Here is a 23484-nt window from a genome sequence, read left to right on the forward strand (position 1 = left end):
GATTTCTAGCCAACAATAACTCGGGCTTTCTGGCACTGCAAGAAAGAATCGATTTTTTACTCGTCAAGCGAGTAAAAACCGCACTCCTTGAGCAATTGGCTTCGCCAGCAAAGATGCTCACAAGGCACAATGCGTTGCTACACTAAACGCCTATTCGCCAAATCTGCCTGCATAGACCGGAGATCACTTATCTAACGCGGTGCTTGAGAGAAAGTCATGGTCTGTCGAGGTTTTTCGGAGCCGCACCAGATTTGTTTTGCGCCACAGGCTGAGCGATAGCGAATGACACTTATGTTGAAGGGTAGCTTTTGTTGCCTGGGATGCGGGACGGTCGCAAAGCGAACATTCAGATGGTTCGATAACGCTTGGCGTTGCGGCGTGCCGGAGCGCAGCGTAGGCGCGTCCGCCAATAGCTACTGGTTATACGGACTTTGCCACCAACATCTCAGTAGCACCTTTTTGAAACCGGTAACTAACAGGCTGCAATGAGACATCAATCCCATCGGCAGATAATGCGGTCATTACCTGATCCAAATGCTTCGAGACCTCTCCGTCTAAGGATACAACAGGAAAGACACGGACTTCGGTCGCCACTCTGCATAGCTCCCGCATTGATTTAAGGTGAGTTGCCCCATCCACATGGTCACTGTAGAGAAAAAGATAGTGGGAGCAGAGTGCCAAATCGAACTCGGAATCGGAAAACGGCAGCGACGGCAAAGACACTGATAGATACCGCCCTTGCTGAAATCCCGCCTCAAAGTCGGCCAGGAATCTCGACATGGCATTCATACGGATCTCGCCAAGATGCTCGACGCTACTCAATGACCCCCAAATATACTTGTCTGCGTCCTGCCGCATCTTAGTCATGATGTCCGGGTACACTTCATCAATCCGGCGACGTATTTCGTTGACCTGAAACTCGTAAACCGGATCACAGGAAGTGACTTGGCAGCCACGGTCTGTTGCCTCTACATTGAAGCTTGCGGGGCCATCACCGCAACCAAGGATACGCTTGTTCAGGTCATTCTCGGATAATCCGAACATCGCCTGATACTCTTCAAAAGATCGGCCCCACGGGACTACATTGGCTAACTTCAAATCTGACTCTCCTTAGTCTGTATAACGCCAGCGCACAACGGCGCCCTTGAAATGGAGGCGCCGCCGCAATGTAAAGGGCGGCCGCAGGCCGTGAATTGCTGCGCCTTGTTAAATTTGGTTGCGACCGACGCCATGAATTACCCCCGCAGCAATGAGCGCGATGATGGCGACAATGTCTGCGATGACGACCTTGCGAACGGACTCATTGTACCCGCCAACTGACCACGCAATCGCGATGAAGGACACAACGCTGACGAGGCCAGCGATAATTGCCAATGTTTGCAACGATGGCTGGAAAGCTGCATACACCAAGAACAGACCGAGAAGTCCAAACAGGATAGCCCGGTGGCGCATCAGGATTTCGATATTGGGCTCCCCCAAGGAAATGCCATATAAAGCGGCCAGCCGCTCCACGCCCAGCACCCCGGAAACGGGCAGAAGATGAATGATGCCTACGAGCACCAACAGGCCTGTGACAACTTTCTCCATGTTCGCGTTTCCTCCCTGAATTTAACGCCGAAGGCAGCGGCGCGTTTTAGCGCGTCCGCTGGCCTGACTTGTTACAAGTTTTTATCGAAGACTAGCTGGGTCTTCACAGTCGAAAAACCCTGCTTCCTATAGAACTCGTGAGTGTCCTCACGCACCGAGCTACAACGGACACGGAGCTTCAAGCCCTTTTCGGCGGCCCAGTTCGACGCATGAGACGTAAGTGCCGCTCCGATCCCCTGTCGCTGGTGCTCTGGATGCACTGCCATACCGCAGATTTCGACAAAGGCGGTCGATGCTGCCCGTATTGAGAGGTAAGCGTGCAGCCAGCCCACAACGGCGGCGTCAACTGTGAACACCCACAGACGGTCACGTTCCGAACGAATGAGCTCAGCCAGGTCGCTCTCTACATCAGTGATTCCGCGCCCGGGATAACCAAGACTCCTCGAGGTTTCCACTATGCTATTTAGATCGGATTTTACCGCCTCCCGGATAGGACTCACGAAGTCTCCCTGTACTTGTAACGCCCGCAATAAGCAGCGCGAGGAACGAGCGTCCGGCGACCGCAGGGAGTGGACTTGATTGCTTGGTTATGTGTTGACCCCACGCACCACCACTTTAGTTTGACAGATTGAGCTGCCAAGATACCCCATACCTATCATTCAGCCACCCAAACTTTTGGCTAAACCCATAGTTATCCAAGGGCATTAACTCAGCTCCCCCTTTCGCTAGAGCTCGAAACGCTTCCTCAATTTCGTCTAATGAGTCACATTCAACATACAGTGACATGGAAGGGGTAAAAGAGAATTTGTGGTCTAGATGGCTATCCAGAGCCATAAACTCGATACCATTGATCGAAAATCTAGCCATCTTGGCGGAACCTTCTGGTTCATGCTCACCGGCTTCGTAGTGCTGGATTTCGATCACCTCTGAATTTGGAAACAGCGAGGTATAAAACCTGATGGCTTCTTCGGCTTTTCCAGCTTGCTCTCCAACAAACATGAGCGAGGTCGTAATAGACTTCATCTGTGCCTCCGTTCTGATTAATACACATAACGCTGAAAGTAACCGGCGCCGGAGCGCAGCGGAGGGCACCAAAAGCGACACGCTTTTGGCGTCCGGTTGACTGCCTTGTTAAGGCTCAGGGTCAATTCCAAATTCCTTGGCAAACTCTGGATCGATCCAAGCCGAGAGAACTTTGCCACGATCTAATTCCACTTCCGATGGCGCAACGCAGCGATCGACAAATTCCTCCATCGATTCGGCAATGATTGAAGCCTGCCCTGTTTCATGATCCCAAAAGGAGACTCCTGCTGCCGACTTGAGGAAATAATTGCCGCACCCATCTTCTGCAATCACATCTGCTTTGGGAACATCATCAGGGTATGGCCCGCTGGCTTTTCGAAGCACACCATATTCAGTGCCATCCGTTGCTTGATATACCTTCCCGTAGATCTTATTCACGATGCTTTTGCCTTAACGCCCGGCTCACGCGCCGGTTTGGAGCCGCGAAGCGGCGAAAAATCGGTCGCTGTGCAGCCGATTGTTAAACCAAGACTTCGATGAACCACTTTGGTTTGATTCGACCGAAATCTGTTCGAATGTTTGTTTTTAGGCCGTTTTTGGAATCAAAAACGGCCTCTTTGCCACCTTGCCGACAGAAAACAACCCAATGCCAGAAAGGGATTCCATCGACCTTTCTCCATTTAATAGCCAACAGCGCTTTATCTGGCAGAGACTGCCAACCAGTAAATGGCTTTTCTTCTGGGTCACATTCAATGCCGTATTCCGCGAGAAGCTTCCTTACATAGCTAGTATCTGACCAAAGGCTCTCGTCGTCGGCGTAGATTCCCTTTGAATTAGCAACCTGCTTGACCTCTTGATATTCAGCGCCGGCCAAAACAGCTGTGGCCGCTATGCCGCAGCCCGTTACCTCTCCCTGAATTACCGATTTTAGCATTTGACTCAATTGTTAACCCCGCTCATCGATTCCACGAAACTGTGCTCAATAACCTCATAGTGTTGAACCGTAAGATCCGGCTCTAAATCATATTTGTCATCTTCAGGATAGAGCCTTGCCACGCCTATATTGTCCCCGGCAAACGCCTTGATAGATTCCAAGTCTCGCCAATAGGTAATCAACGTAAACTCGACCAATCCATCGGCTTCTCTTTTGTAGATCTGTGCGCCCAGAAATCCGTCAGTCTGAGAGGTGTCTTTTACACCCGTGGCATACAAATATTCGAGAAAGCCTTCACTCTTATCTTGCGGGACTCGGCATTTCCATTCCCTTGCCTGCATCATGCTCTCCATGGTTTAACGCTGAGCACAGCGGCGACCTTGGAATGGCAACGAAGGAGCCATGGAAAGGGCGTCCGGCGGCCATCGGCCGCGTACTGCTGCGCCTTGTTAAACGGAGTCTGGCACATCCACCCGCTCCATAAGAAGAAATGTAGGAACGGGAGGTAAGCCAAGTCCTTTTTCTACGATAGACACAATTTCCTCAAGATCAGAAATTACGCGACTCAAGTTCAATGATGAAACGACCCGTTGCCATTTGGGTTTCGGCCAGTCTTTGGGATCAGCATGGGTCACGGGGTCATATGGAACATACTCTGTTTCGGCATGAGCGAGTTGATTGCGTAGCTCCATGACTTTTTTGAACGACTGAAATGGGCTGCGGGAATAGTCGATATCGATTTTGCCTACCTCGCAGAGAAACTCCATTTTCCCCTGCGGGGATAGTTTTGGCTTCAAGTGTTCATCCCAGGATTTCAGAATGTGATGCCCTGCATGATTAAGGAACGACTCGTAAGTAAATGCAGCAAAGGTTAGCAAAGCCAGTCTCTCGGACAGCTTGATATCCTCAAAATCAACGTCCTTTTTCAATGACTCAAGCGAGGTAAACATATACCTGAAGCCATAGTAGGCTAGCTTCTCAGCCAAAAGTTTCTCCTATCGTTTAACGCTTGCAGCATGCGCGCCCATGAAATGGAGCCAAAGGCGCAATGTAATGGGCGTCGCCGTGCCTGCACTGGTTAGGACTTTGTCCCATTTAAGTCCTCAATCTTATCGTGTAGCTCTTCGATTCTTGCTGGCAGCACGAAAAAGTATTCGATCAATTCCTCTGCCAAATCCAGCATCAATTGAGAGACCTCCTGTGTGGGCTCGGCTTCCAAATCGAAATGTGCACCCAGGTTCCCTCCCTTGCGGATAGCATCTGCAATCTTCAGTATCGGTTCCGAAAGATCCTTTGTTTCGGGAAGCTTTGCTACTTGCTTGGCTAGCGGAAGCGACTGGTATTCCGGTGGGAGTAAGGATTTGGTTACACCCTCCAGAAGCCTGCGTGTTAGTACAGCTGTCGCTCCCCACTCTTGGGTATTGAATACATTTACCGCTGAGACATAAGCTCGCTTGAGTGGGTCATCCAAGCCCTCACCATCAACAATTTCGGGGAGAGCTTCTCTTCCTGGTGGTTTAGCATGTATGTAAAGCTGCTCGCCACTGCCAAGGGTTCCCGCTTCCCCTTTATGATTTAGCAAGAAGAACATGGCAGGTGTTTGGCAGGCCGGGCATCGAACTACCGCTATTCTTGTGTTCTGAGGCGCAGGACTCCATTTGGCTGTCGCGAATGAGACTAGACGCCCGCACTCTGGACACTGAGAGTCGATTGACGACGGCAGAAAAACGGAAGCTTCCTTTTTCCACCTCGGGATTTGATCATTCGACAGCCGATACATAGATAGTCCTAACAGCTTATTAGCGTGAATTCTCATTAAACCGCAACGAAACCACCCCGTCAAAAACCACTTCACACACCGAATACTCATTTTTTTCAGAGTCTTATTGGCCTGCTTCGGGCCGTTGTCGGGCCTTTAGATTTGTGAAAAGCGTGCACGCGGTTTATCCGTGCGCGGTTTTGCACGTTAAAACCAAAGCATTAAAAAACTACCGTTTTAAATCAGACATCTACAGAGGCGCCCTGTGAAAAACGTGCACAGCCACGCACGTTAAACCGCAGAAAATTTGGCGTTTTTGCGGCCTTTTCATTATAACTGTACATCCATACAGCTTTAGCCAAGGAGGGCGACTGTGGCTAAATCACCGTTTCTGGAATCGGTTCGCACAGAGATCAGAACCAAGCAGTACAGCTACCGCACCGAGCAGTCTTATCTCTACTGGATCCGCCAATTCATCCTCTTTAACGACAAGAAACACCCAGAGGTGATGGGTAATCACGAGATTGAGCGCTTTCTGAATCACCTCGCCGTCAATCGTGGAGTCAGCCCATGTAGTAGCCCCCATTTAAACCGGACACCTTGGTAGAAGCAAAGGCCTAGGCATAGACCTAGTGCAAAGGAGTGTCCAAGGTGGAGAGAATCGAAGTCATAACCGGAGTGCAGCGCCGTCGCCGGTATTCCGCGCAGGAGAAAGCATTCATGGTTGCAGAGTGTGAGCAGCCAGGCATGTCGGTATCGCTTGTAGCCCGGCGTCATGGTATATCAGCAAGTCTGTTGTTCCGTTGGAAGAAGCTGATGAAAGACGGTGGCATGTCCGCGATTGAATCCGGTGATGAGGTTGTAAGCGCATCCGAGGTGAAAGCCCTGAACAAGAAGGTTCGGGAGCTGGAGCGGATGTTGGGCCGCAAGACGATGGAAGCTGAAATACTCCGGGAAGCCCTGGAGGTGGTTCAGTCAAAAAAGTTGATCTCGCGCATGCCGTTGCTGCCACCGGACGATACCCTCTGAAGCGGGTTGCGGAAGTGCTGAAGGTGTCGCGCTCCAATCTTTTGGATCGCCTTCATGGTCGCCAGAAAGGCCGAAGCCCGAGATACAGCAAACAGGACGATGACCGGCATTTACCGTTTATCCGTGAGCTGTGCGAGGCCCGTGCTGCCAATGGCTATCGAAGGATCACGGCTCGACTGAATCGGTTGCTCGCAGCCAACGATGAGCGAGTAAACCACAAGCGCGTGTACCGACTGATGAAGCAGAATGGGCTGCTGTTACCCCGGTATACAGGGCGACCTCAAGAGCGCTGCCACAATGGCCAGGTTATTACGTTGAAGCCGGACCTTCGCTGGTGCTCAGATGGCTTGGAGATCCGCTGCTGGAACAAGGAGGTTGTCCGTGTAGCCTTCAGCCTGGACTGCTGTGATCGTGAGCTGATGCGCTATGTAGCGACCACTGGTGGCATCACCGGTGAGATGGTTCAGGACCTGCTGCTGGAAAGCTTGGAATACCGGTTCGGCCAGTCAGAGCGAGTGCCTCATCCACTGGAGTGGCTGACTGACAATGGCAGTTGCTACATTGCCAAAGAAACGCGAGCCTTCGCGTCCTCTCTGGGCTTTGTCGTGTGTACCACACCGGTGAGAAGCCCTCAGAGCAATGGCATGGCTGAGGCCTTCGTGAAGACGTTCAAGCGGGACTATGTGTACCTGAACGATCTTCCTGATGCCGCCACAGTGATGGCCAGGTTGCCGGAATGGATCGAGGACTATAACCGCAGCCACCCGCACAAGGGGCTGAAAATGAAATCGCCCTGGGAGTACCGGGCGGAACTGGCATCAAACGAATGAGGTGGTGTCCGGTTTAGCGGGGGCAACTACAGCCCAGGTACTCAGAATCAGGCTCTGTGCGCGATTATTTTTGTCTACAAGCATGTGCTTAGACGGGAGATTGAGAATCTCCAGTACAAGATGACGAAGACCCCTCGTCGCATGCCGACCGTTCTTAATCCCGATGAAGTAGCTTCGATTCTCCACCGCATGGAAGGCGAGTATTGCTCATTACCGCTCTGCTCTATGGATGCGGTTTGAGAATCAACGAAGCGCTATCACTTCGCATCAAAGACATTGATTTGAAGAGCCGCAATCTGCTCGTATTCAACGGCAAAGGGCGGAAAGACCGATACACACTGATTCCAGGAAATCTCAGAGATAACCTTGAACGACAAATCGCCCACGCAAGGTCCGTGCACGAGTCTGATCTAGCCGATGGATTTGGCCTTACTTCGGTGCCCGCCTCACTGCATAAGAAGTACGGGCCGGTTATGAAGGACTTGGGATGGCAATACCTATTCCCATCTTCGACAAGATGCGTTCACCCCATCGCTGGCTATGTGTGCCGGCACCATCTTCATCGTTCTTCTTATTCGCGGCAACTGAGGCAGGCGGTTCTGGATAGCGGCACCACCAAACGAGTGTCAGCACACACCTTTAGGCATGCTTTCGCGACGGAGTTATTGAGATCAGGGAGTGATATTCGAACAGTTCAGGAAATCCTCGGCCACAGCGATATTCGGACGACTGAAATCTACACCCACATTATTGGCGATCGACGAGCTGGAACAGTTAGTCCATTTGATCGCTTGCCAGGTTCTTGAGAAGCGACCAAGCGCTTAACTGGGGCAGATAACGCCAAGGATATGAGGTACTCCGAATGTTCGCTTTTGTTTAGGTGCTGGTCGCAAAGCGAACATTCTGGGGTCAGTTCACGAAACGGAAAAAATTGTACGCTAAGCCTTTGGCATCAATGATATCGACACCATTTTTTCCACAATTCATAAAGTTGCGCAGTAATTAGTCGACGACTGGCCCTTGCTAAATAATTTTCATTTCAGCATGAGTTGTGCTTTAAAAATTCAATTCTGCAACTACACTCATTGGGCGAACAGAGCGAGAAATCCGCCGTTAATTCCAATAGCGGGTACGCGAATGAATATCAGCTCTTAGGGGAATATTATGTTAAATTGTCTATTCACCGCTGAAGAACTAACCCCCCAATAACCCCTGCGCAAAATGCCCAGTAGCAAACGCCAGCCCCGCTGCGGCCGTACCCATGATCAAAGTCCGGAGTCCTGATCGCATTGCTGGTAAGCCATAGACGATACTTTTAAGCATTCCGATACCCAAGAAGACGACGCCTGCCAAACCAAGACTCGTCAGGAACTGAATCTGACTCTCCATACCCGGGATGGCATAAGGCAGTAAAGGTAAAGCACCAACCGACAAAAATGCGGCGAAGGTAGTCAACGCGGCTCGGCGTGGGCTGAGTCCGGCACCCGAGAGTCCGTACTCTTCTCGCAACATGGTTGCTACCCACACATCGGGATTACGACTGATAGCCTCCACTACTTGCTCCAGCAATTCGCCGTCGAATCCCTTCGCCTGAAACAGCTGGCGAATTTCCTCACGTTCACCTTCTGGCACAGCACGGATATGTTCACGTTCTGTGCGTTCAGCAAATTTGATCTGATTCAACTGCGCCTGGCCCGCTTCGTAATTACTTACCGCCATGCTGAAGCCGTCTGCAATCAGGTTTGCAAAGCCGAGTACCAACGCAACCTGTGGCGAGAAACCTGCGCCGAACGCACCCGATACAACCGCAAACGTTGTAACGCAGCCATCGATGCCGCCAAGCACAGCATCTGGTAGCGTCGAGGCCTTAACGGGACCAGCAAGCCGTGCACGAACGGCATTAGGCTGGTGCTCGCTGAGCAGTCTTTCATTTTCTGTGGATGGCATCTTTCAGCTTCCTGTTCAGGACGCGATTTGGTGCTTTGGGATTATAGGCTCAGTTCGACCTTGTCACTTTATCTGTCAATATACATCTTCAAGATAACGTCCCTGGCCTCTCAGAGTTTCAATATCGATGTGCAAGGGTTTGATAATGTCTTCTATAACCTGCCGCACAGCCGCCGCCATATCCCGGCCACCACAGACCAGTATCTGCGCACCGGTGTTAACCATCTGTCGCACGGCTAATTCATCCTGTTTGAGCTTATCCTGCACGTAGGCGCGCTCGTCTGTTCTTGAGAAGGCTGTGTTCAGCCCGCTCAGTCGATGATCCTCAAGATAGCGCCCAAGCTCAGGTTGGTAGAGAAAATCTGACCTGGCATCGCGACCGCCCCAGTACAGATACATAGGGTTGCAACTGGTATTGTTTCTGATGAAACCGGTTAACGGACCAATCCCGGCACCTGCACCGACAAGAATCACTGGTCGGTTACCGGTAGCTGGCCGAAAGCCTGGATTGGGGCGGATGAAGCCATCGATACAATCACCCGGCTTGAGGTCATGCAAATAACCGGAGCAAAGACCGCCGGCCTGCTTACGGACGCATATCTCAACAATTTCGTCATTTGCCGAGGACGCGAGCGAGTAGAACCGCGGGGGTTGACCGTGTGGGGGAATAACCCCCAAAAGGTCTCCCGCCTCGAACGGTGGCAGCGCTTTAAATCTTCTTGGAGAAGCCGTTAGCCATCCGCCCTGCTCCGCCGGTTTGAACCGGAAGATACTGGTGGGCGCCTGAACCGCAATCCCGTAATCCGCCCTTTCTACCAGTTCCAGTTTGACCGTTGCTGGCTGCAATGCACAGTAGTTCAAGAAAAGCGGAGTACCGATAACCTCACCAACCCGGTTTCCCCACTCACTGAATTGCGAGGCAGAACACCGATCAATCAGTTCAATGGCGTGCAAACGGCTGACGCCTTTACCGGCGAGCGCAGCATCCACCGACAAGGCAAACTGACAGAAGTTCGGAAACTGCCGGTCACCAAAACCCAGTACCGTGTATCGCAGGTTCTTCTCAGCCCGGAATTCTTTGAGCCTGGCCATAAACTGCCGGGCCGATGCGGGTGCATCACCATCACCGTATGTCGAAGTCAGCACGAACAGCCTGGAAGCCTGCGGATACTGCTTAGCCAGGGCATTCATCTCGCTGCAATGCACGCGGAAACCGGCCTTATTCAGGCTGCTATGGAGTTCCTGGGCAAATCCCCAGGTGGCATTACCTTCGGAGCCGACCAGAATAATTGTATCCGCCTGAGCGGCATCGGCGTTGTCAGGAAGCTGCCCTGAAGACCGGCGACGCTGCCACCAGATGGTTGCACCTGTTATCGAGAGAGCTGGCACAGTCAGTGCCGCAGCGCCAAGAATCAGGCCAAGCCACCATAGGCCTTCACCGGTGTGCAAACGTACAATCCAGTCCTGCAATACGCCGCTGTCAGAGCGCGGCTGGAACTGCAGCAACTCGCCCGTAGCCTGGTCCACGAATCCGGAGCCGCCGGCGGTTGACAGCGAATAGACGTCCTGCGGATCACCGGGATAGGGAAACACCAGTTCCCGGAGTTCGCCAAGATCGAAATTGCCTAGCGCTTTTAAGGTGCCCACAGGCGATGGTTGCCCGCCCGAGACCTCAGCCGGAAACCCTGGCCCTGTGTCAGGCGCTTCCGGCAGCAAACCAAAGCGCTGTGCCGACATATAGCTACCGGTCAGTGCGGATAACAGTAGGCCGAGCACGGCAAACCGGGCCAGCTCGGCATGGATTCGTTTCCCGCCTGAGCCGGAAAGCGGTCTTAGTATATTCTTCCAACCCCCGGTACGCCGGGCTATCAACAATATTCCCGAAAGACACAGAAGTACCATCAAAGCAGCTAATACGCCGGCCAGCGCTCTACCGGCATCATCCAGCATAAACGCACGGTGCAGGTCCTTGACCCAGCCAAAAAATGCGGAAGGTTCGTAGGGTGCGGTGCCCTCACCTGTTACCGGATTCACCAGATCCGCACCGGCCTGGCCGTCACGGCTGTAATAGACAATGACCTTGCCAGAAGGCTCTCGCACGATCTGCTCAGTCCCGGGATAGTGAGCAACGACCCGGTCTGCCAGCTCGGCAATACTGACTTCACCGGAAGCCGGAATGACCGCTGACACTCTATCCAGCGTCGGAGCCAAAGCCAACACAGCTCCCGTGACCGAGAGAACGATCAGGAACACGCCTGCAAGCAAACCCGGTAAACTGTGGAACTTGCGCAACATAATAGTCGATGCTCCTGGTGAATTATTGAAGCTCGTAGGTCAGAGCGCGCACGTAACCACGTCCTGAAACCGGCTTTCCGGACCCTTCGGTGGTCAGGGGGGCTATCACATCGGCTCTGATATCGCGCATATCTTCAACAGCAGAGTCGACTCGAACCTCATAGCCGTTGTCGATCAGCGAATCATCGAGGTTCAGAGTCACTTTCAGCGTGCGGCCACTGGTAACACTGGCGCCAGTCAAGCCGTCATACTCTGCAGGATCAAGCCCACTGCCCCGGGCCCAGCCTCCCAGGTGTTTGTAGTATTTAGATTTCTTCCCGGAAACCCAAAGGGTACCCTGATACTCTCCGGCGGCATCGGTAAGATACAGCGCCAGATAGGCTCCATCGCCGCCGTAATTCTGTAGTTCCGTAGTGAAGGTCACGTCACGGGCCTGGGCGAATACCGGTAAAGCCAAGGCGGCGAAAAGGCTGCAAGTGAGAACAAACGTTTTCATAAATGGTCTCCAAAAACCTGATGAACGTTAAAGGAACAGGGCAAATTCGCTGAGTTACTCAACGGTAACCGTGGGACGCCCCTTGACGATGCCGTTGCGTGGCGCCTGACTTTTGGGATTGTCCTGTCCATTTTTCCTGTTGCCGCGGTCCCTCTCCTCATCGTCACTGTCTTCACGCTCCCATTTCATCATGGTCAATGAAGCGGGCGCGAAAGAGGCTTCTGCCCTGACCCCATCGGCATCGAGGCCCCGGACTTCATAACAACCGTCGTCAACCTTTATTCGGTGAACTGTCCAGCCTTCGGCTTCCAGCTTTTCACGCAGATTTTCACGGGGCTGCCAACTCGCCACCGGATCATCGCAGTCGTCATCGGCCACTGCGGTACCGCTCAGAAGTAACAAAGACAGGCTCAGAATAATGGGTTTGGTCTTCATGGTGTCTCTCCTGCTGGTTGTGTTAAATCCACTCTAAGGCGCTAACCTGACAACGACCTGAACAAACGAGGCCATTTCAGCGGAACTGAAAAGCTTCTTTATGGAAGCGAGTCAGGCGGAAGGGTGCTGCCCGCAAGCCGTTTCTAATGGCTTCCCCCAGCCCTGCCGGGCCGCAGAACCAGACCTCTGCGCCTGCTGCCGAGCGTCCGTTGGTAGACAACGTCTCGGCAGACAACCTCTGCCCCTTGCTGCTGTCATGAATCTCGAGGTGTATCCCGGGAAAGCCATCGCAAAGCGCCCGAAGTCGATCCACCATGGGATCCTGGCCGGCGTTGCGCGTGCAGTAATGCAGATCGGCTTCAGGCACGGTGGCGTCGGTGGCGCTGCTTAGAGCTTCGAGCCAGGCCAGAAACGGCGTGATCCCGATGCCACCGGCTATCCAGATCTGGTGGGATTTGCGGTTGCGGCGATCGAAGTTAAAACAGCCGTAAGGGCCTTCTATATTTACGGTTTGCCCCACGCTGATTTTTTGGCTCAGATTGCGGGTGAAGTCGCCGAGCGATTTAATGATGAACGTAACCGTGCCATTTTCCCTATCGGCACTGGCAATCGTGAACGGGTGCGCGCCCTCTAGTCGGTCGAAGGTCACAAAGGCGAATTGCCCCGCACGGTGACCGGGCCATGCCGGCCCCATGTGGCAGGTAACTTCGGTGACGTCCCGGTCTGGTGTTTTGATCGCGGTGACCATGCCGCGAACCTGGCGACGACGACCAACTCTGCCGGTCAGGGATAGCCCGCTGGCGATGCTGCCGCCAAAGAGCAAAATGGCCATCAGCACACCGATTGGCTGCTGCCACCATTGCAGCGGAGTAAGCCACGCCGCGTGGAAAGCGAGCAACAGATAAAGCACCGGCATGCCGCGATGCAAATAGCGCCAGTATTTGTAGGGGAACTTGCGCAACAAGGTGATCAGCAGCATGGCGAACAGCAGATAGATGGCGAACTCCCCTACCTCTTCCGCCGCATCGCGCATGGTGTCGATGAACCCGGAATAATCCTGATCGTGCAGCTTGCCGGCTTTTCCGAACACCGACTCTATTACATCGTCACCCATTTCAATCAGCCAATGGGCGGCGGCGAATACCACTGCCAGAATGCCCGCCCATTTGTGGGTGCGATAGATCTGATCCAACCCGCCCAGCGGTCTCTCCAACCAGGCTGGGCGCAGTGCCAACATCATGGCTAGTGACATCAGAGCAATGGATAACAGCCCACTGAGCAGCAGGCTCTGGTCATAGACTGCCCAGGGAGAACCGGCCCCAGGACCTGCAAAGAGGTTCCAGGCCCATAGGCCCAAAACCAACACAACGAAAGGAAAAATCATCCGCATCATCACATCTCCTGCGATCGGTACCTGGAATATTCCCCCGAAGGCTAGCGCCCAAACCTGACAGCCAGCTGAAGGTCGGTGAAGAGAGATCGAAGCGTTATTGACCATTCAGGCTGTTGTCAGGTTCGAGCTGTAGTATCTTGATTTCAGGGCTGGGTCAGAGGTGAACAATGCGGGTTCTTTTGGTGGAGGATACGGCGGGATTGGGCGAGGCGGTCCGGGATCAGATTGCGGACGACGGCCACGCCGTGGACTGGGTGCAAACTCTGCGCTTTGCTGAGGCGAGTATCAGGACCACAGCCTACGACCTGATTCTGCTGGACCTGATGCTGCCCGACGGCCATGGCTTCGGCTTTTTGCGAACGATCCGGGCTACCGGAATAACAACACCGGTGATCATTCTGACCGCCAGGGATCAGGTGTCTGACCGGATTGAAGGATTGAATGCCGGTGCTGACGACTACCTGGTCAAACCCTTTGATCTTTCGGAGTTGTCGGCCCGCGTGGCCGCGGTGGCTCGCCGATATCGCGGCAATCCAAGCCCGATCATACAAGTGGGCGAGCTGATGATTGATCTTGGCGATCACCGCATCAGTCGCAACGGCCTGCCGGTAGAACTTACGGCACGGGAGTGGGCATTGTTTGAGGGCTTTATCCAGCGACCCGGAATGCTGTTATCGCGATCGCAACTGGAGGATCGTCTATACGCTTTCGGGGCCGAAATCGAAAGTAACACCATCGAAGTTTATGTCAGCCGTCTGCGTAAAAAGCTGGGGCGGGACGCTATCGTAACCGTCAGGGGAATGGGCTATCGCCTGGAAACACATGACCACTAGAACCAGCCTGCAAAAAACACTCGGTATCGGCCTGACACTCGGTGTCACCCTACTCTGGCTGTTGGGCGTGACCGCTTCGGGACTGGTGGCACAGCATGAAATGAACGAGGTCTTCGACAGTGCCCTGGAAGAAACCGCCCAGCGCATACTGCCACTGGCGGTCACCGACATCCTGAACCGTGAGAACGGCGCGGGCAATCAAAAGGCCCCAGCCCTGAAAGACCATGACGAATACCTGACCTATCTGGTACGGGACGAAGCTGGAAATATTCTGCTCCAGTCCCACGATGCCGACCCTGGCGTGTTTAGCAGGACCCCCGCGGAAGGGTTTTCAGATACTCTGACCCACCGGCTATATGGCGTATCTGCAGTCAGCTATACCATCTATCTTGAAGTGGCCGAACCCTTGGCGCACCGGCGTGAATCCGCTCTGGAGGCGGGATTAGCCTTACTGTTGCCTTTACTGGTGCTGATTCCGGTCAGCCTGTTGGGTGTCTGGTGGATTGTCCGGCTTTCCCTTCGTAATGTGGTCGATTTTCAGCAAGACATTGAATCCCGCGGCGCGGGAGATCTGTCCCCTGTTGTAGAAGAGCAGTTACCCCGTGAATTTGAACCAATCGCCGGTGCCATCAACCGGCTGCTTGAGCGTTTGCATCGTGCTCTCGAATCAGAACGCAGCTTTACCGCCAACAGTGCCCATGAACTGCGAACTCCCCTGGCAACAGCGCTTGCCAAAGTGCAGCGACTGAAAACCAGAATGCCCGATGATTATCTCAAGAATGATGTTGCAGAAATTGAAGAAGCGTTACGCAGTCTCTCGGTGCTGTCCGGAAAACTGCTCGAGTTGGCAAAAGCAGAAGGTGGCGGTGCACTCTCACAAAGTCAGCAGGATCTTGTGCCCATCCTCGCGATGATTGCCCGGGATTTTGAGGCCCAGGCACCCGGGCGAGTTGTTTTATCCCTGCCGGAGCGCGAAGTGAACTCCTTTCTTGATCCCGATGCCTTCGCCATCCTGGTGCGTAACCTGATCGAGAATGCCCTTAAGCATGGTTCCCGTAGCGAGCCGGTGAAGATCAACCTGAACGATAATGGGGTTTTAAGGGTCTGCAATGGCGGTGCAAGAGTGCCACCGGAACAGCTCGCTCTTTTAAGAAACCGGTTTGCACGCGCCAAAACGGACGCTGCAGGTTCTGGCCTGGGCCTCGCGATTGCCGATGCGATTGCTAAAGGTGCCGGCATGACCCTGCATCTCAGATCGCCGGCAACAGGACGGCAGGATGGTTTTGAAGCGGAGCTGAATCTGGCATGTATCTGACACTCACCGACATTGTGCTGCTGACGAGCATCATTCAATCGCTGGCTCTTGCCGTTTTTCTCCTACTTCCATCCAACAGTGGGCTCATATCTAACCGACTCCTGGTTGCCACTCTGGTGTTCTTCGCCGCCGGGCTGGGAGAGATCTTCCTCTATGGCAGCGGGCTTGCGCTCCAGTACCCAAACTTCGCCTACCTCGGAACACTCATCGGACTTCTACAAGCCGGCTCGCTCTATCTATATGCGCAATCGCTGATGTATCAGAATTTCCAGTTACGCGGGAAGCATCTCGTGCACACGTTGCTCTTCTGGGTGGTCGGCGCAATTTTTCTGATTGAATATTATTTACAGCCAAGCGAGACCAAAGTTCAGATTCTGCTTGAACGGGACCACCCGGGCGTACTTACCTCTCCCCTTCTTGCAGTCGCTATTCACGCGGTCTTTCTGGGCTACCTGTACGCGACGATTCGTGCGATTAACCGTTTCGGCCTTGGTATTCGACAGATTTTCTCGAGTATTGAAAACAAACAACTTGCGTGGTTACGGACGCTTCTGATCGGCTATGCAGTGGCTTGGACCGTGAGCATGATGTACTGCCTTACAGCGCATGTGTTTAGAAGCGTGCCTGGAACCGAGTGGGTGGCCGGCGCTGGCGCTGTAACGGGCTTCATTTTCATCAATTTTCTGATGATAAACTCTCTTCGCCAACCCGTTGTTTTCTCTGGATTGGCAGCAGACCAGGCCGCCTTGCTGGAAGAAGAGCCCACGCCGCAGTTTGATCAAACTTTAAAGGTCAGGCTCCAACAGTTAATGCACCAGGAAAAGCCCCACTTGCACCCCAACCTGACCCTGGAACAACTTTCACGGAAATTGGGCGCCCCTTCAAGAGAGGTTTCACGGGCCATTAACCAAGGCTTTGGCTGCAATTTCTTTGAGTTCGTCAGTCGCTATCGCATCGACGAGGCGAAATCGCGCCTGGCCGATGCAGCCAATCAGGCAAATATTCTGCAAACTATGTATGACTCTGGCTTCAACTCGAAGTCCGTATTCAACACTGCTTTCAAGAAAGAGACAGGATTTACCCCCAGTGAATATCGCCGACGAGCCCTGCAGGGCGATATCCGACCCTAGCCACGATCCTGAACCTGGCTACCCGGCGTTCGAGTACGCTCTCACCCGATACTGAAACCTCTATCCTTTTGAATTATATATTTTATTTCCAAACCATGGAATCGGTTCGGTTTCGTACCTGAGAACGCTTCTTTGACCTCCCTTCCGTACTCTGATTGCCAAGCGACACCAAACCCGGTGCTCGTGAAGCTCAACGCAATATGAAGAGGTCATGTATGAAAACCAAATTACGCAAAACCGCTGTTCCCGCAGTGGCCGCAGCAATCTTCAGCCTGATGTTTGCCGGTAGCGCCCAAGCTCATTGTGATGCTCTGGACGGTCCCGTGATTACCGAAGCCCGTGCGGCACTGGAGTCAGGCAATGTTAAGCCCTTGCTCAAATGGGTGCCGGCAAAGGATGAGGCCGAAATCAAAAGGGTATTCGCCGATGTGCGCCAAGTCCGCGGGCAAAGCGAAACTGCGAAAAACATTGCCGATCAGCATCTGTTCTCGACGCTCGTTGAGGTTCATCGTGCCTCCGAAGGCGCACCCTTTACCGGCATCAAGCCTTCCGGACAGATTGATCCGGGTTTAATGGCGGCGGATGCGGCGTTGGAAAACGGGCAAATTGATCGCCTCGTGGCAAATATAACCCGCAAGATCGAGAACGGTATTCGTGAGCGTTATCATGAGGCTCAGCGTGCAAGGGCCATGGCTGATCAAAGCAGCGATAAGGGGCGTGCCTTTGTCGCTGACTACGTCAATTACATTCACTATATAGAGGGCGTGCATGGCGCTGCTGGAGGGCAGGGGCACTAATTCCTATCTTCACGCAGACGCAAAGCAGGCTGACGGCCTGCTTTGCCGTTGTATTCATTTCCAGTTTCGCCTTCGGCTGAATTGGTACCATCATTCTATTAAGGCGCATCAAAAAACATAAATGAAGCCAACACCAATCTCCGCTTCATAATCATTCCGGGATATCGGGCAGCCATATTACTAACTGAGGGGCGTGCTGTGTTTTATCTAATTTCGGTATTTCCGCAATTAGAGAAAAAAATTCCAAGCGCCAGGTATGGAAGGCGTATCAGCGCGTTAAATCAAATCGAGGTGCGGCCGGTGTAGATGGCCAGACGATTCAGGACTTTGATCGAGACTTGAGTAAGAACCTCTATCTAATTTGGAATCGGATGTCCTCCGGCAGCTATTTCCCACCGTCCGTCAAAGCAGTTCCAATTCCGAAGAAAAGTGGAGGAGAAAGATTGCTCGGGGTACCCACGGTTAGCGATCGTATAGCGTAAACTGTGGTTACTATGACGCTGGAACCTATCCTGGAACCTGTCTTTCATGTGGACTCGTACGGGTATCGGTGCGGGAAATCCGCGCATGATGCGCTTGTGATCACGCGAAAGCGGTGCTGGGAAAGGGACTGGGTGCTGGAGTATGACATCCGTGGCTTGTTTGATCATATTGATCATGAGCTATTGCTCAAGGCTCTTGACCACCATTGCTCTGAATCCTGGGTGCTGCTGTATGTGAGGCGCTGGCTAACGGCACCGATGCAGACGAAAGATGGTAAGCAGGAACGACGGAACGTTGGCACACCACAAGGTGGCCCGTTATCGCCAGTTCTGGCAAACCTGTTTCTGCATTATGCATTGGATCGTTGGCTGACCGTTCGTCATCCGGATATCCCATTCTGCCGATATGCAGATGACGGAATACTGCGTTGTCGAAGTGAGCGTGAGGCTCAGTATCTGCATTCCCAGCTAGATATGCGTGAGGTGGACCCAATAGCTATTCACAGAGATGCCCAACAAACGAGTATACTGGCCTGTGTTTGTCCAGGCTGCTCGGATAAATCACCATCAGCTCCTTGCTAAGGCCAGGCTCACTCACGGGAATAGCCACCAGACTTCCATTTTGGACCTCCTCCCGTACAGAACTTTCAAGCACCAACGATGCGCCAAGTCCGACCTTAACCGCTTGCTTGACGGCTTCGGTGCTACCCAGCTGCATAGATACCGTCGGAAATGGCCCATGCTCACCGAAGTAGGTCGCCAAAAGCCGGCCAGTGCCGGTGCCGGGTTCGCCGCCGATCAGAGCCATGTTAGACAGCGTATCGCGGTCGATATCGGTTCGACGGGCTAACGGGTGACCAGGCGGAACGATTAGAACAACGGGCTCGTTACGCCACGCCTGAGCATGGAATCCGGGTAGATCATGCCACCACTCCATAATCGCCACGTCCAGCTCACCGTCCGATAAATGCCGTGCAATAGTCGGATTGGAATCTATTACCACATCCACCTCGGGCCCTACGCCCAGCTCCTTGTAACGACGGATGTAGGGCTGGAGCATATAAATCCCAATATTGGAGCTCGCCCCAACGCGAAGTCGAGCCTCCATAATGGAAGATCTCGCCTGCTCCTCCAGCCGGAGCAGACTTCGGGCAAAAGGCAACAAGGTTAAGGCAGCCCGGGTTGGCTCACAGCCAGAGCGCCCCCTGTGGACCAATAAAACGCCAAGTTGGTTTTCGAGTTTTTGAAGGTGCTGGGACAGTGTGGGTTGTGCGATGTCCAACTGGCGGGCTGCGGCCTGAAACCCGTTGTGGTCCAGCACCGCCACGAAACTCTTCAGCCAGACAAGATTCAGCATGGGCCGCTCTCGCGGCCACTGGGATCATTGATCGCATCACCCGGCCGCTCACCCCGAAGCACTTGCAGAATGTTCCGAGCAGCGCGTTGCTCGATAGCCAGACGCACCTGGCTGACTGCCGATCCGATGTGAGCAGTAAACAGCGTGTTGGGGTGGGCCCTGAGCCCCTGGGCGATCTCCCTCGGACGATCTTCTCTCGCCCAATCTTCCATCTCAAACACATCAGCGGCGTACCCCCCCAACTGACCGGATTGAAGCGCTTGCAGAACACTACCCTCATCCACCACAGATCCACGGCAGGGATTGATAAGGAATGCGCCCGGTTTCATTCCTGTTAGCGTTTCGCGATTAATGGTGTGGAGGGTTTGCTCATTGAGCGCCAGTGCCAGGATCACAATATCTGACTGGGCCAGCAGCATCTTGAGGGGAGTATGGGACAAACCCAGTGCCTGCTCATGCTGCACGGGTAAACGTTCCGGCTGGGAATAGATTAAATCCGCTCCCCATCCGTTCAGGCGCTGCGCCACCGCTTGGCCGATGGCCCCCATACCCACAATACCAATCCGTGAGCCTTCGATCCCCTGCCCATAGAAGCGTGGTGTCCAGCCAGTAAATTCACCGGATCGAACGAAGTGGTCCGCCGCCTTGACTTGTCGGGTGAGACTGATCGTCAGCCCGACCGTTAGCTCTGCAGTAGGCACGGTTAGCAAATCCGGTACAAATGTCAGCCAAACCCCATGACGCGTGCAGGCATCCACATCAAAGTTGTCATAGCCTTTCAGGGCTGCACCAATCACCTTCAAGCGCGGACACCCCTGTAGGAACTCCACTCCAACTCGGTCTGGCATGAACGCCATCATCGCATCAGCGTCTGCAACGCGCGCAGCCACTTCCTCCTGGGGCAACGTGGCGCCGGATTGGTTGGTGACCAGCTCGCAATCTTGGGCAAGTTCATCCAGAACACTGTCATGGATCTTATGGGTTATCACAACCTTGGGTTTCATCGACGTTCCTTATTTGAATTTCTTACGAAGGCGGCCACTGAGACTGTCCACGACGGTGACCATCAACAAGATGACAATGAGAATGGCGCTGACTTCCTGATACTGCATGATTCTCAGCGAGCCCATCAATTCGAAGCCAATACCACCGGCACCCACCATGCCCATTACGGTCGAGGCACGGAAATTGTATTCCCAGCGATAAATGGACACGTCCGCGAATTGAGGAAGTGCTTGTGGCAGCACGGCGTGATAGAGCACCTGCAAGCGAGTAGCGCCGGCAGCATCGGCCGCTTCCACTGGCGCCTCATCTACATGCTCAATCGCTTCGGCAAAAAACTTTCCAACCATGCCAATGGAGTGAAGACCGAGCGCCAGTACGCCAGGCAACGCCCCAAAACCAACAGCAGCCACGAAGATGATGCCCATGATCAGTTCCGGGACTGAACGCAAACCGTTTAAAAGGGTTCGAGTTACTTGGAACACCACCGGATGTGGAGAGGTGTTGCGCGCAGCCAGGAATGCCAGTGGCACAGACAAGGTTACTGCAATGGCAGTACCGGCAATGCTCATCGCAAGCGTGTCGATTAACGGCGACACCCAGCTGGCCACATTGGTGAAGTCAGGTGGAAGAGATTCGCCAATGAGTGTGCCTATGGCTGGCACGCCATTGGCAAGTGTATTGAAATTGAGCAGCCCTACGTACCAACTTGCGACAAAAATGATGAGCAGCACTAACAGCGACTGTCCGAGTTTTTTCCGCCAGCCTTTCGCGTGCTCATCCAGCACGGAGGCCGACGGGGCCGGCGACAGAGTCGCCGGTTCCGTCGTTGTATAGTTCATGGGGCACTCCTCACATTTTTGCGAAATCAAGATTGAGCAGGCCACCCATAGCGCGGATGACATCGTAATCTTCGTCGGTAATTGCCGCGAATCCCTCAGCCTTCAGGTTGTCGAGAATCTCCGGGTCATCGATCTGCAGAAAGGCTTTCTGAATGTTGCTCTTCAGCTCAGGGGCCAGGTTCGAACGCATGGCCCAGGGGTATTGAGGAAAGTCACCGCTGTAGCCCAGCACTTTGACCTTGCTCCGATCAATCAAACCGCGGTCCATCACATGCTCGAAGATAACTTCGGACAACCCTCCGGCGTCGGCATTGCCATTGGCGACGTTAACCGCAACAGCGTCATGGCTACCGACGAAATGAGCCTCATAGTCCTTTCCGGCTTCGAGCTCTGCCTTCTCAAGGAGTACGGTCTTGGGGATCAGGTGGCTGGAAGTGGATGCGCGGTCACCGTAGGCCATTTTCTTGCCTTTGATATCCGCGAAGGAGCCAACGCCAGAGTCCGCATTGGCAATAATGATGGAGCGATAAGTCGGCTTCCCGTCTACCACCATGGCGGCAAAGGGTTCAATGTCACTCTTACTCTTGGCCATCACATAGGACAACGGACCAAAGTAAGCCAGGTCAATTCGGCCAAAACGCATGGCTTCGATCATGGAGGAGTAATCGGTGGTAACAATCAGTTCTACTTCCTTACCAAGAGTGGTTTCCAGGTAATCCTTCAAAGGTTGGTTTCGCTTGATCAGTTCTGACGCGTTCTCATCCGGCAGCAAGGCAACTTTCAAAAGATCAGGGTCTGTATCTGCGGCATGGGCTGACCAATGGATGCCGAGCATCATTATCAGAGCCAGCAAAGAGTGAATCATTGTCTTCATTGTGCTATCTCCAGTACGTCTGTCGTTATCGGGGTGGTCTTAGGTTTATGGATGGCTGGTTTGCCTTCCGCAGCTACCACGCTGGGTGAACGGTGGTAAATCTCGTCCAGGTGTTTCGATTTCAGGTTTTCAGGAGCATCGTCAAAAACGATATGAGCGTTCGAAAGGCCGATGATCCGGTCTGCAAAACGCTGGGCGTATTCCAATTGGTGCAAGGAAATAACCGCGGTGATTCCATCTTCCTGACAAATATCGCGCAGTAGGCCGAGTACCTTTTCAGAAGTGGCCGGATCCAGGCTGGCAACGGGCTCATCGGCAAGAATCATGGATGGTTGCTGCACCAATGCTCTGGCGATTCCAACCCGCTGCTGCTGGCCGCCGGACAACTGATCTACTCGGGAAAGCGCTTTGTCAGCCAGACCTACGCGGTCGAGGCATTGCAGAGCCAACTCCAGGTCCTGCCGGGGCAGGGGAAGCAGGCTTCGCCAAGTACCGTGATACGCAAGTCTGCCTGTCAGCACATTCTGTAACGCGGTGTATCGTTCGATCAGCTGGTGATGCTGGAACACCATGGCGGTGCGGCTGCGGTGCTGTCGCAGGATTCTACGGTTGGTCAGTTCACCAAACTCGCCAGACACAACCTTCCCGGTTGTGGGCTTAACCAGGTGATTCAGTGAACGAAGCAGAGTGGATTTACCCGCGCCTGAAAGTCCCAGTAGCACGGTGAATTCGCCCTTGTGAAAGTGAACGTTGGTGGGTTTGAGCGCGAGGACGTTTCCCGGGTAGGTTACGCCCATACTCTCGACTCGAAGCATCACATTGGTTGATTGAGTTGGCGCCACAGGATCACCTTTTGCAATAAATAAGCTCGCCGTATTGCGAGTTACAATTGAACGGTAAAGCTGAGAGATGACACTGTCGTGTCACTGACGTGACAGGTTGATGAAGTGCTTTTGGTTCGCAAGGATTTTCCGAAGGGCTCTGTGAAATACATGGAGCTCAGCCAAAGTGGAACGAGCCACCCAGGAGCTTAAGCAACAAAAATTGCGTTCCACCGTCAGTCGGCGAATCTCACGGTACAGTTCGTCCGTGCTGAGTTCATCGAATTGCTTACCGACTATACT

The 23484-nt window shown here is 53.4% G+C and carries 27 protein-coding genes; 8 read left to right on the plus strand and 19 right to left on the minus strand.

The window, feature by feature from the left end; genetic code table 11:
* Positions 1–420: 420 nt before the first annotated feature.
* From MARHY_RS09045 to MARHY_RS18745, 9 genes are all read right to left on the minus strand, one after another.
* The gene (locus MARHY_RS09045; protein ID WP_014421531.1) at positions 421–1098 is read right to left on the minus strand and encodes an SAM-dependent methyltransferase; all 678 of its coding nucleotides are present in this window, start codon (positions 1096–1098) and stop codon (positions 421–423) included.
* 108 nt (positions 1099–1206) lie between these two features.
* A complete protein-coding gene (locus tag MARHY_RS09050) occupies positions 1207–1587 on the minus strand; it encodes a hypothetical protein (RefSeq protein WP_014421532.1) in 381 nt (126 codons plus the stop codon).
* Positions 1588–1658: 71 nt separating this feature from the next.
* The gene (locus tag MARHY_RS19085; RefSeq protein ID WP_014421533.1) at positions 1659–2087 is read right to left on the minus strand and encodes a GNAT family N-acetyltransferase; all 429 of its coding nucleotides are present in this window, start codon (positions 2085–2087) and stop codon (positions 1659–1661) included.
* Between the two features lie 115 nt (positions 2088–2202).
* Positions 2203–2610 (minus strand): VOC family protein, encoded by a 408-nt coding sequence (locus tag MARHY_RS09060; protein ID WP_014421534.1) that lies wholly within the window; start codon positions 2608–2610, stop codon positions 2203–2205.
* Positions 2611–2718: 108 nt separating this feature from the next.
* Complete coding sequence (locus MARHY_RS09065) at positions 2719–3048, minus strand: SMI1/KNR4 family protein (RefSeq protein WP_014421536.1); 330 nt, start codon at positions 3046–3048, stop codon at positions 2719–2721.
* 82 nt (positions 3049–3130) lie between these two features.
* Positions 3131–3544: a hypothetical protein gene (locus MARHY_RS09070; protein WP_014421537.1), complete on the minus strand. Its 414-nt coding sequence runs from the start codon at positions 3542–3544 to the stop codon at positions 3131–3133.
* A 5-nt stretch (positions 3545–3549) separates the two neighbouring features.
* On the minus strand, positions 3550–3897 hold the full coding sequence (locus MARHY_RS09075; protein WP_226374439.1) for an antibiotic biosynthesis monooxygenase family protein: 348 nt from the start codon (positions 3895–3897) through the stop codon (positions 3550–3552).
* Positions 3898–3993: 96 nt separating this feature from the next.
* Positions 3994–4530, minus strand: a complete 537-nt coding sequence (locus MARHY_RS09080) for a hypothetical protein (protein ID WP_014421539.1) — start codon at positions 4528–4530, stop codon at positions 3994–3996.
* A 92-nt stretch (positions 4531–4622) separates the two neighbouring features.
* Positions 4623–5324 carry a DUF4145 domain-containing protein gene (locus tag MARHY_RS18745; RefSeq protein WP_081698934.1) on the minus strand — a complete coding sequence of 234 codons (702 nt, stop codon included), beginning with the start codon at positions 5322–5324 and terminating at the stop codon, positions 4623–4625.
* 352 nt (positions 5325–5676) lie between these two features.
* On the opposite strand from MARHY_RS18745, the gene MARHY_RS18545 reads away from it, so the two are divergent.
* The 3 genes from MARHY_RS18545 to MARHY_RS18550 all read left to right on the plus strand — a co-directional run bounded on the left by MARHY_RS18545 (position 5677) and on the right by MARHY_RS18550 (position 7968).
* A complete protein-coding gene (locus MARHY_RS18545; protein WP_014421542.1) occupies positions 5677–5910 on the plus strand; it encodes a site-specific integrase in 234 nt (77 codons plus the stop codon).
* A gap of 44 nt (positions 5911–5954) precedes the next feature.
* Positions 5955–7162, plus strand: a protein-coding gene (locus MARHY_RS09100; RefSeq protein WP_158011872.1) for an IS3-like element ISMaq2 family transposase whose coding sequence is annotated in 2 segments (ribosomal slippage) — positions 5955–6282 and positions 6282–7162 — 1209 coding nt in all. Because the reading frame shifts where the segments join, the coding sequence is not laid out codon by codon here.
* A 236-nt stretch (positions 7163–7398) separates the two neighbouring features.
* Positions 7399–7968 carry a tyrosine-type recombinase/integrase gene (locus MARHY_RS18550; RefSeq protein WP_228703059.1) on the plus strand — a complete coding sequence of 190 codons (570 nt, stop codon included), beginning with the start codon at positions 7399–7401 and terminating at the stop codon, positions 7966–7968.
* A 388-nt stretch (positions 7969–8356) separates the two neighbouring features.
* Here the strand turns inward: MARHY_RS18550 and MARHY_RS09105 are convergent, their stop codons facing one another.
* From MARHY_RS09105 to MARHY_RS09125, 5 genes are all read right to left on the minus strand, one after another.
* Entirely contained in the window at positions 8357–9109 is a 753-nt protein-coding gene (locus MARHY_RS09105) for a VIT1/CCC1 transporter family protein (protein ID WP_011784790.1), read from the minus strand.
* A 75-nt stretch (positions 9110–9184) separates the two neighbouring features.
* Positions 9185–11404: a PepSY domain-containing protein gene (locus MARHY_RS09110; RefSeq protein ID WP_011784789.1), complete on the minus strand. Its 2220-nt coding sequence runs from the start codon at positions 11402–11404 to the stop codon at positions 9185–9187.
* A 22-nt stretch (positions 11405–11426) separates the two neighbouring features.
* Entirely contained in the window at positions 11427–11900 is a 474-nt protein-coding gene (locus tag MARHY_RS09115) for a DUF2271 domain-containing protein (RefSeq protein ID WP_011784788.1), read from the minus strand.
* A gap of 54 nt (positions 11901–11954) precedes the next feature.
* On the minus strand, positions 11955–12335 hold the full coding sequence (locus tag MARHY_RS09120; RefSeq protein WP_011784787.1) for a PepSY domain-containing protein: 381 nt from the start codon (positions 12333–12335) through the stop codon (positions 11955–11957).
* Between the two features lie 76 nt (positions 12336–12411).
* Entirely contained in the window at positions 12412–13728 is a 1317-nt protein-coding gene (locus tag MARHY_RS09125) for a ferredoxin reductase family protein (RefSeq protein ID WP_011784786.1), read from the minus strand.
* A gap of 167 nt (positions 13729–13895) precedes the next feature.
* On the opposite strand from MARHY_RS09125, the gene MARHY_RS09130 reads away from it, so the two are divergent.
* From MARHY_RS09130 to MARHY_RS18560, 5 genes are all read left to right on the plus strand, one after another.
* Positions 13896–14561 carry a response regulator gene (locus tag MARHY_RS09130; protein WP_011786648.1) on the plus strand — a complete coding sequence of 222 codons (666 nt, stop codon included), beginning with the start codon at positions 13896–13898 and terminating at the stop codon, positions 14559–14561.
* A complete protein-coding gene (locus tag MARHY_RS09135) occupies positions 14551–15876 on the plus strand; it encodes a sensor histidine kinase (RefSeq protein ID WP_014421544.1) in 1326 nt (441 codons plus the stop codon). The genes MARHY_RS09130 and MARHY_RS09135 overlap by 11 nt, the downstream gene beginning before the upstream one ends.
* A complete protein-coding gene (locus tag MARHY_RS09140) occupies positions 15867–17006 on the plus strand; it encodes a helix-turn-helix domain-containing protein (protein WP_011784783.1) in 1140 nt (379 codons plus the stop codon). Before MARHY_RS09135 ends, MARHY_RS09140 begins: the two co-directional genes overlap by 10 nt.
* Before the next feature lie 215 nt (positions 17007–17221).
* A complete protein-coding gene (locus MARHY_RS09145; protein ID WP_011784782.1) occupies positions 17222–17803 on the plus strand; it encodes a DUF6448 family protein in 582 nt (193 codons plus the stop codon).
* A 494-nt stretch (positions 17804–18297) separates the two neighbouring features.
* Positions 18298–18867 (plus strand): reverse transcriptase domain-containing protein, encoded by a 570-nt coding sequence (locus MARHY_RS18560; RefSeq protein ID WP_081432065.1) that lies wholly within the window; start codon positions 18298–18300, stop codon positions 18865–18867.
* On the opposite strand, the gene MARHY_RS09150 is transcribed toward MARHY_RS18560, so the two are convergent.
* Genes MARHY_RS09150 through phnC form a run of 5 tightly spaced genes read right to left on the minus strand, consistent with a single transcriptional unit; the run spans position 18782 to position 23202 of the window.
* Positions 18782–19642, minus strand: coding sequence for a LysR family transcriptional regulator (locus tag MARHY_RS09150; protein WP_011783503.1), 861 nt, complete (start codon positions 19640–19642; stop codon positions 18782–18784). The two genes, MARHY_RS18560 and MARHY_RS09150, sit on opposite strands and share 86 nt — an antisense overlap.
* On the minus strand, positions 19636–20646 hold the full coding sequence (locus tag MARHY_RS09155; protein ID WP_011783502.1) for a phosphonate dehydrogenase: 1011 nt from the start codon (positions 20644–20646) through the stop codon (positions 19636–19638). Before MARHY_RS09155 ends, MARHY_RS09150 begins: the two co-directional genes overlap by 7 nt.
* A gap of 9 nt (positions 20647–20655) precedes the next feature.
* Entirely contained in the window at positions 20656–21486 is an 831-nt protein-coding gene (gene phnE / locus MARHY_RS09160; RefSeq protein WP_011784781.1) for a phosphonate ABC transporter, permease protein PhnE, read from the minus strand.
* Between the two features lie 10 nt (positions 21487–21496).
* The gene (phnD, locus tag MARHY_RS09165) at positions 21497–22360 is read right to left on the minus strand and encodes a phosphate/phosphite/phosphonate ABC transporter substrate-binding protein (protein WP_011784780.1); all 864 of its coding nucleotides are present in this window, start codon (positions 22358–22360) and stop codon (positions 21497–21499) included.
* Complete coding sequence (gene phnC, locus MARHY_RS09170) at positions 22357–23202, minus strand: phosphonate ABC transporter ATP-binding protein (RefSeq protein WP_011784779.1); 846 nt, start codon at positions 23200–23202, stop codon at positions 22357–22359. The genes phnD and phnC overlap by 4 nt, the downstream gene beginning before the upstream one ends.
* Between the last annotated feature and the right edge of the window lie 282 nt (positions 23203–23484).

The sequence above is a fragment of the Marinobacter nauticus ATCC 49840 genome, assembly GCF_000284615.1.
Taxonomy (GTDB): Bacteria; Pseudomonadota; Gammaproteobacteria; order Pseudomonadales; family Oleiphilaceae; genus Marinobacter; species Marinobacter nauticus.

Bases quoted from the DNA above. Each gene is read 5' to 3' on its own strand.
- MARHY_RS09050 (WP_014421532.1), bottom strand. From the start codon at position 1,587: ATGGAGAAAGTTGTCACAGGCCTGTTGGTGCTCGTAGGCATCATTCAT.
- MARHY_RS09060 (WP_014421534.1), bottom strand. From the start codon at position 2,610: ATGAAGTCTATTACGACCTCGCTCATGTTTGTTGGAGAGCAAGCTGGA.
- MARHY_RS09070 (WP_014421537.1), bottom strand. From the start codon at position 3,544: ATGCTAAAATCGGTAATTCAGGGAGAGGTAACGGGCTGCGGCATAGCG.
- MARHY_RS09075 (WP_226374439.1), bottom strand. From the start codon at position 3,897: ATGGAGAGCATGATGCAGGCAAGGGAATGGAAATGCCGAGTCCCGCAA.
- MARHY_RS18745 (WP_081698934.1), bottom strand. From the start codon at position 5,324: ATGTATCGGCTGTCGAATGATCAAATCCCGAGGTGGAAAAAGGAAGCT.
- MARHY_RS09105 (WP_011784790.1), bottom strand. From the start codon at position 9,109: ATGCCATCCACAGAAAATGAAAGACTGCTCAGCGAGCACCAGCCTAAT.
- MARHY_RS09110 (WP_011784789.1), bottom strand. From the start codon at position 11,404: ATGTTGCGCAAGTTCCACAGTTTACCGGGTTTGCTTGCAGGCGTGTTC.
- MARHY_RS09115 (WP_011784788.1), bottom strand. From the start codon at position 11,900: ATGAAAACGTTTGTTCTCACTTGCAGCCTTTTCGCCGCCTTGGCTTTA.
- MARHY_RS09120 (WP_011784787.1), bottom strand. From the start codon at position 12,335: ATGAAGACCAAACCCATTATTCTGAGCCTGTCTTTGTTACTTCTGAGC.
- MARHY_RS09125 (WP_011784786.1), bottom strand. From the start codon at position 13,728: ATGATGCGGATGATTTTTCCTTTCGTTGTGTTGGTTTTGGGCCTATGG.
- MARHY_RS09130 (WP_011786648.1), top strand. From the start codon at position 13,896: ATGCGGGTTCTTTTGGTGGAGGATACGGCGGGATTGGGCGAGGCGGTC.
- MARHY_RS09135 (WP_014421544.1), top strand. From the start codon at position 14,551: ATGACCACTAGAACCAGCCTGCAAAAAACACTCGGTATCGGCCTGACA.
- MARHY_RS09140 (WP_011784783.1), top strand. From the start codon at position 15,867: ATGTATCTGACACTCACCGACATTGTGCTGCTGACGAGCATCATTCAA.
- MARHY_RS09145 (WP_011784782.1), top strand. From the start codon at position 17,222: ATGAAAACCAAATTACGCAAAACCGCTGTTCCCGCAGTGGCCGCAGCA.
- MARHY_RS18560 (WP_081432065.1), top strand. From the start codon at position 18,298: ATGACGCTGGAACCTATCCTGGAACCTGTCTTTCATGTGGACTCGTAC.
- MARHY_RS09150 (WP_011783503.1), bottom strand. From the start codon at position 19,642: ATGCTGAATCTTGTCTGGCTGAAGAGTTTCGTGGCGGTGCTGGACCAC.
- MARHY_RS09155 (WP_011783502.1), bottom strand. From the start codon at position 20,646: ATGAAACCCAAGGTTGTGATAACCCATAAGATCCATGACAGTGTTCTG.
- phnE (WP_011784781.1), bottom strand. From the start codon at position 21,486: ATGAACTATACAACGACGGAACCGGCGACTCTGTCGCCGGCCCCGTCG.
- phnD (WP_011784780.1), bottom strand. From the start codon at position 22,360: ATGAAGACAATGATTCACTCTTTGCTGGCTCTGATAATGATGCTCGGC.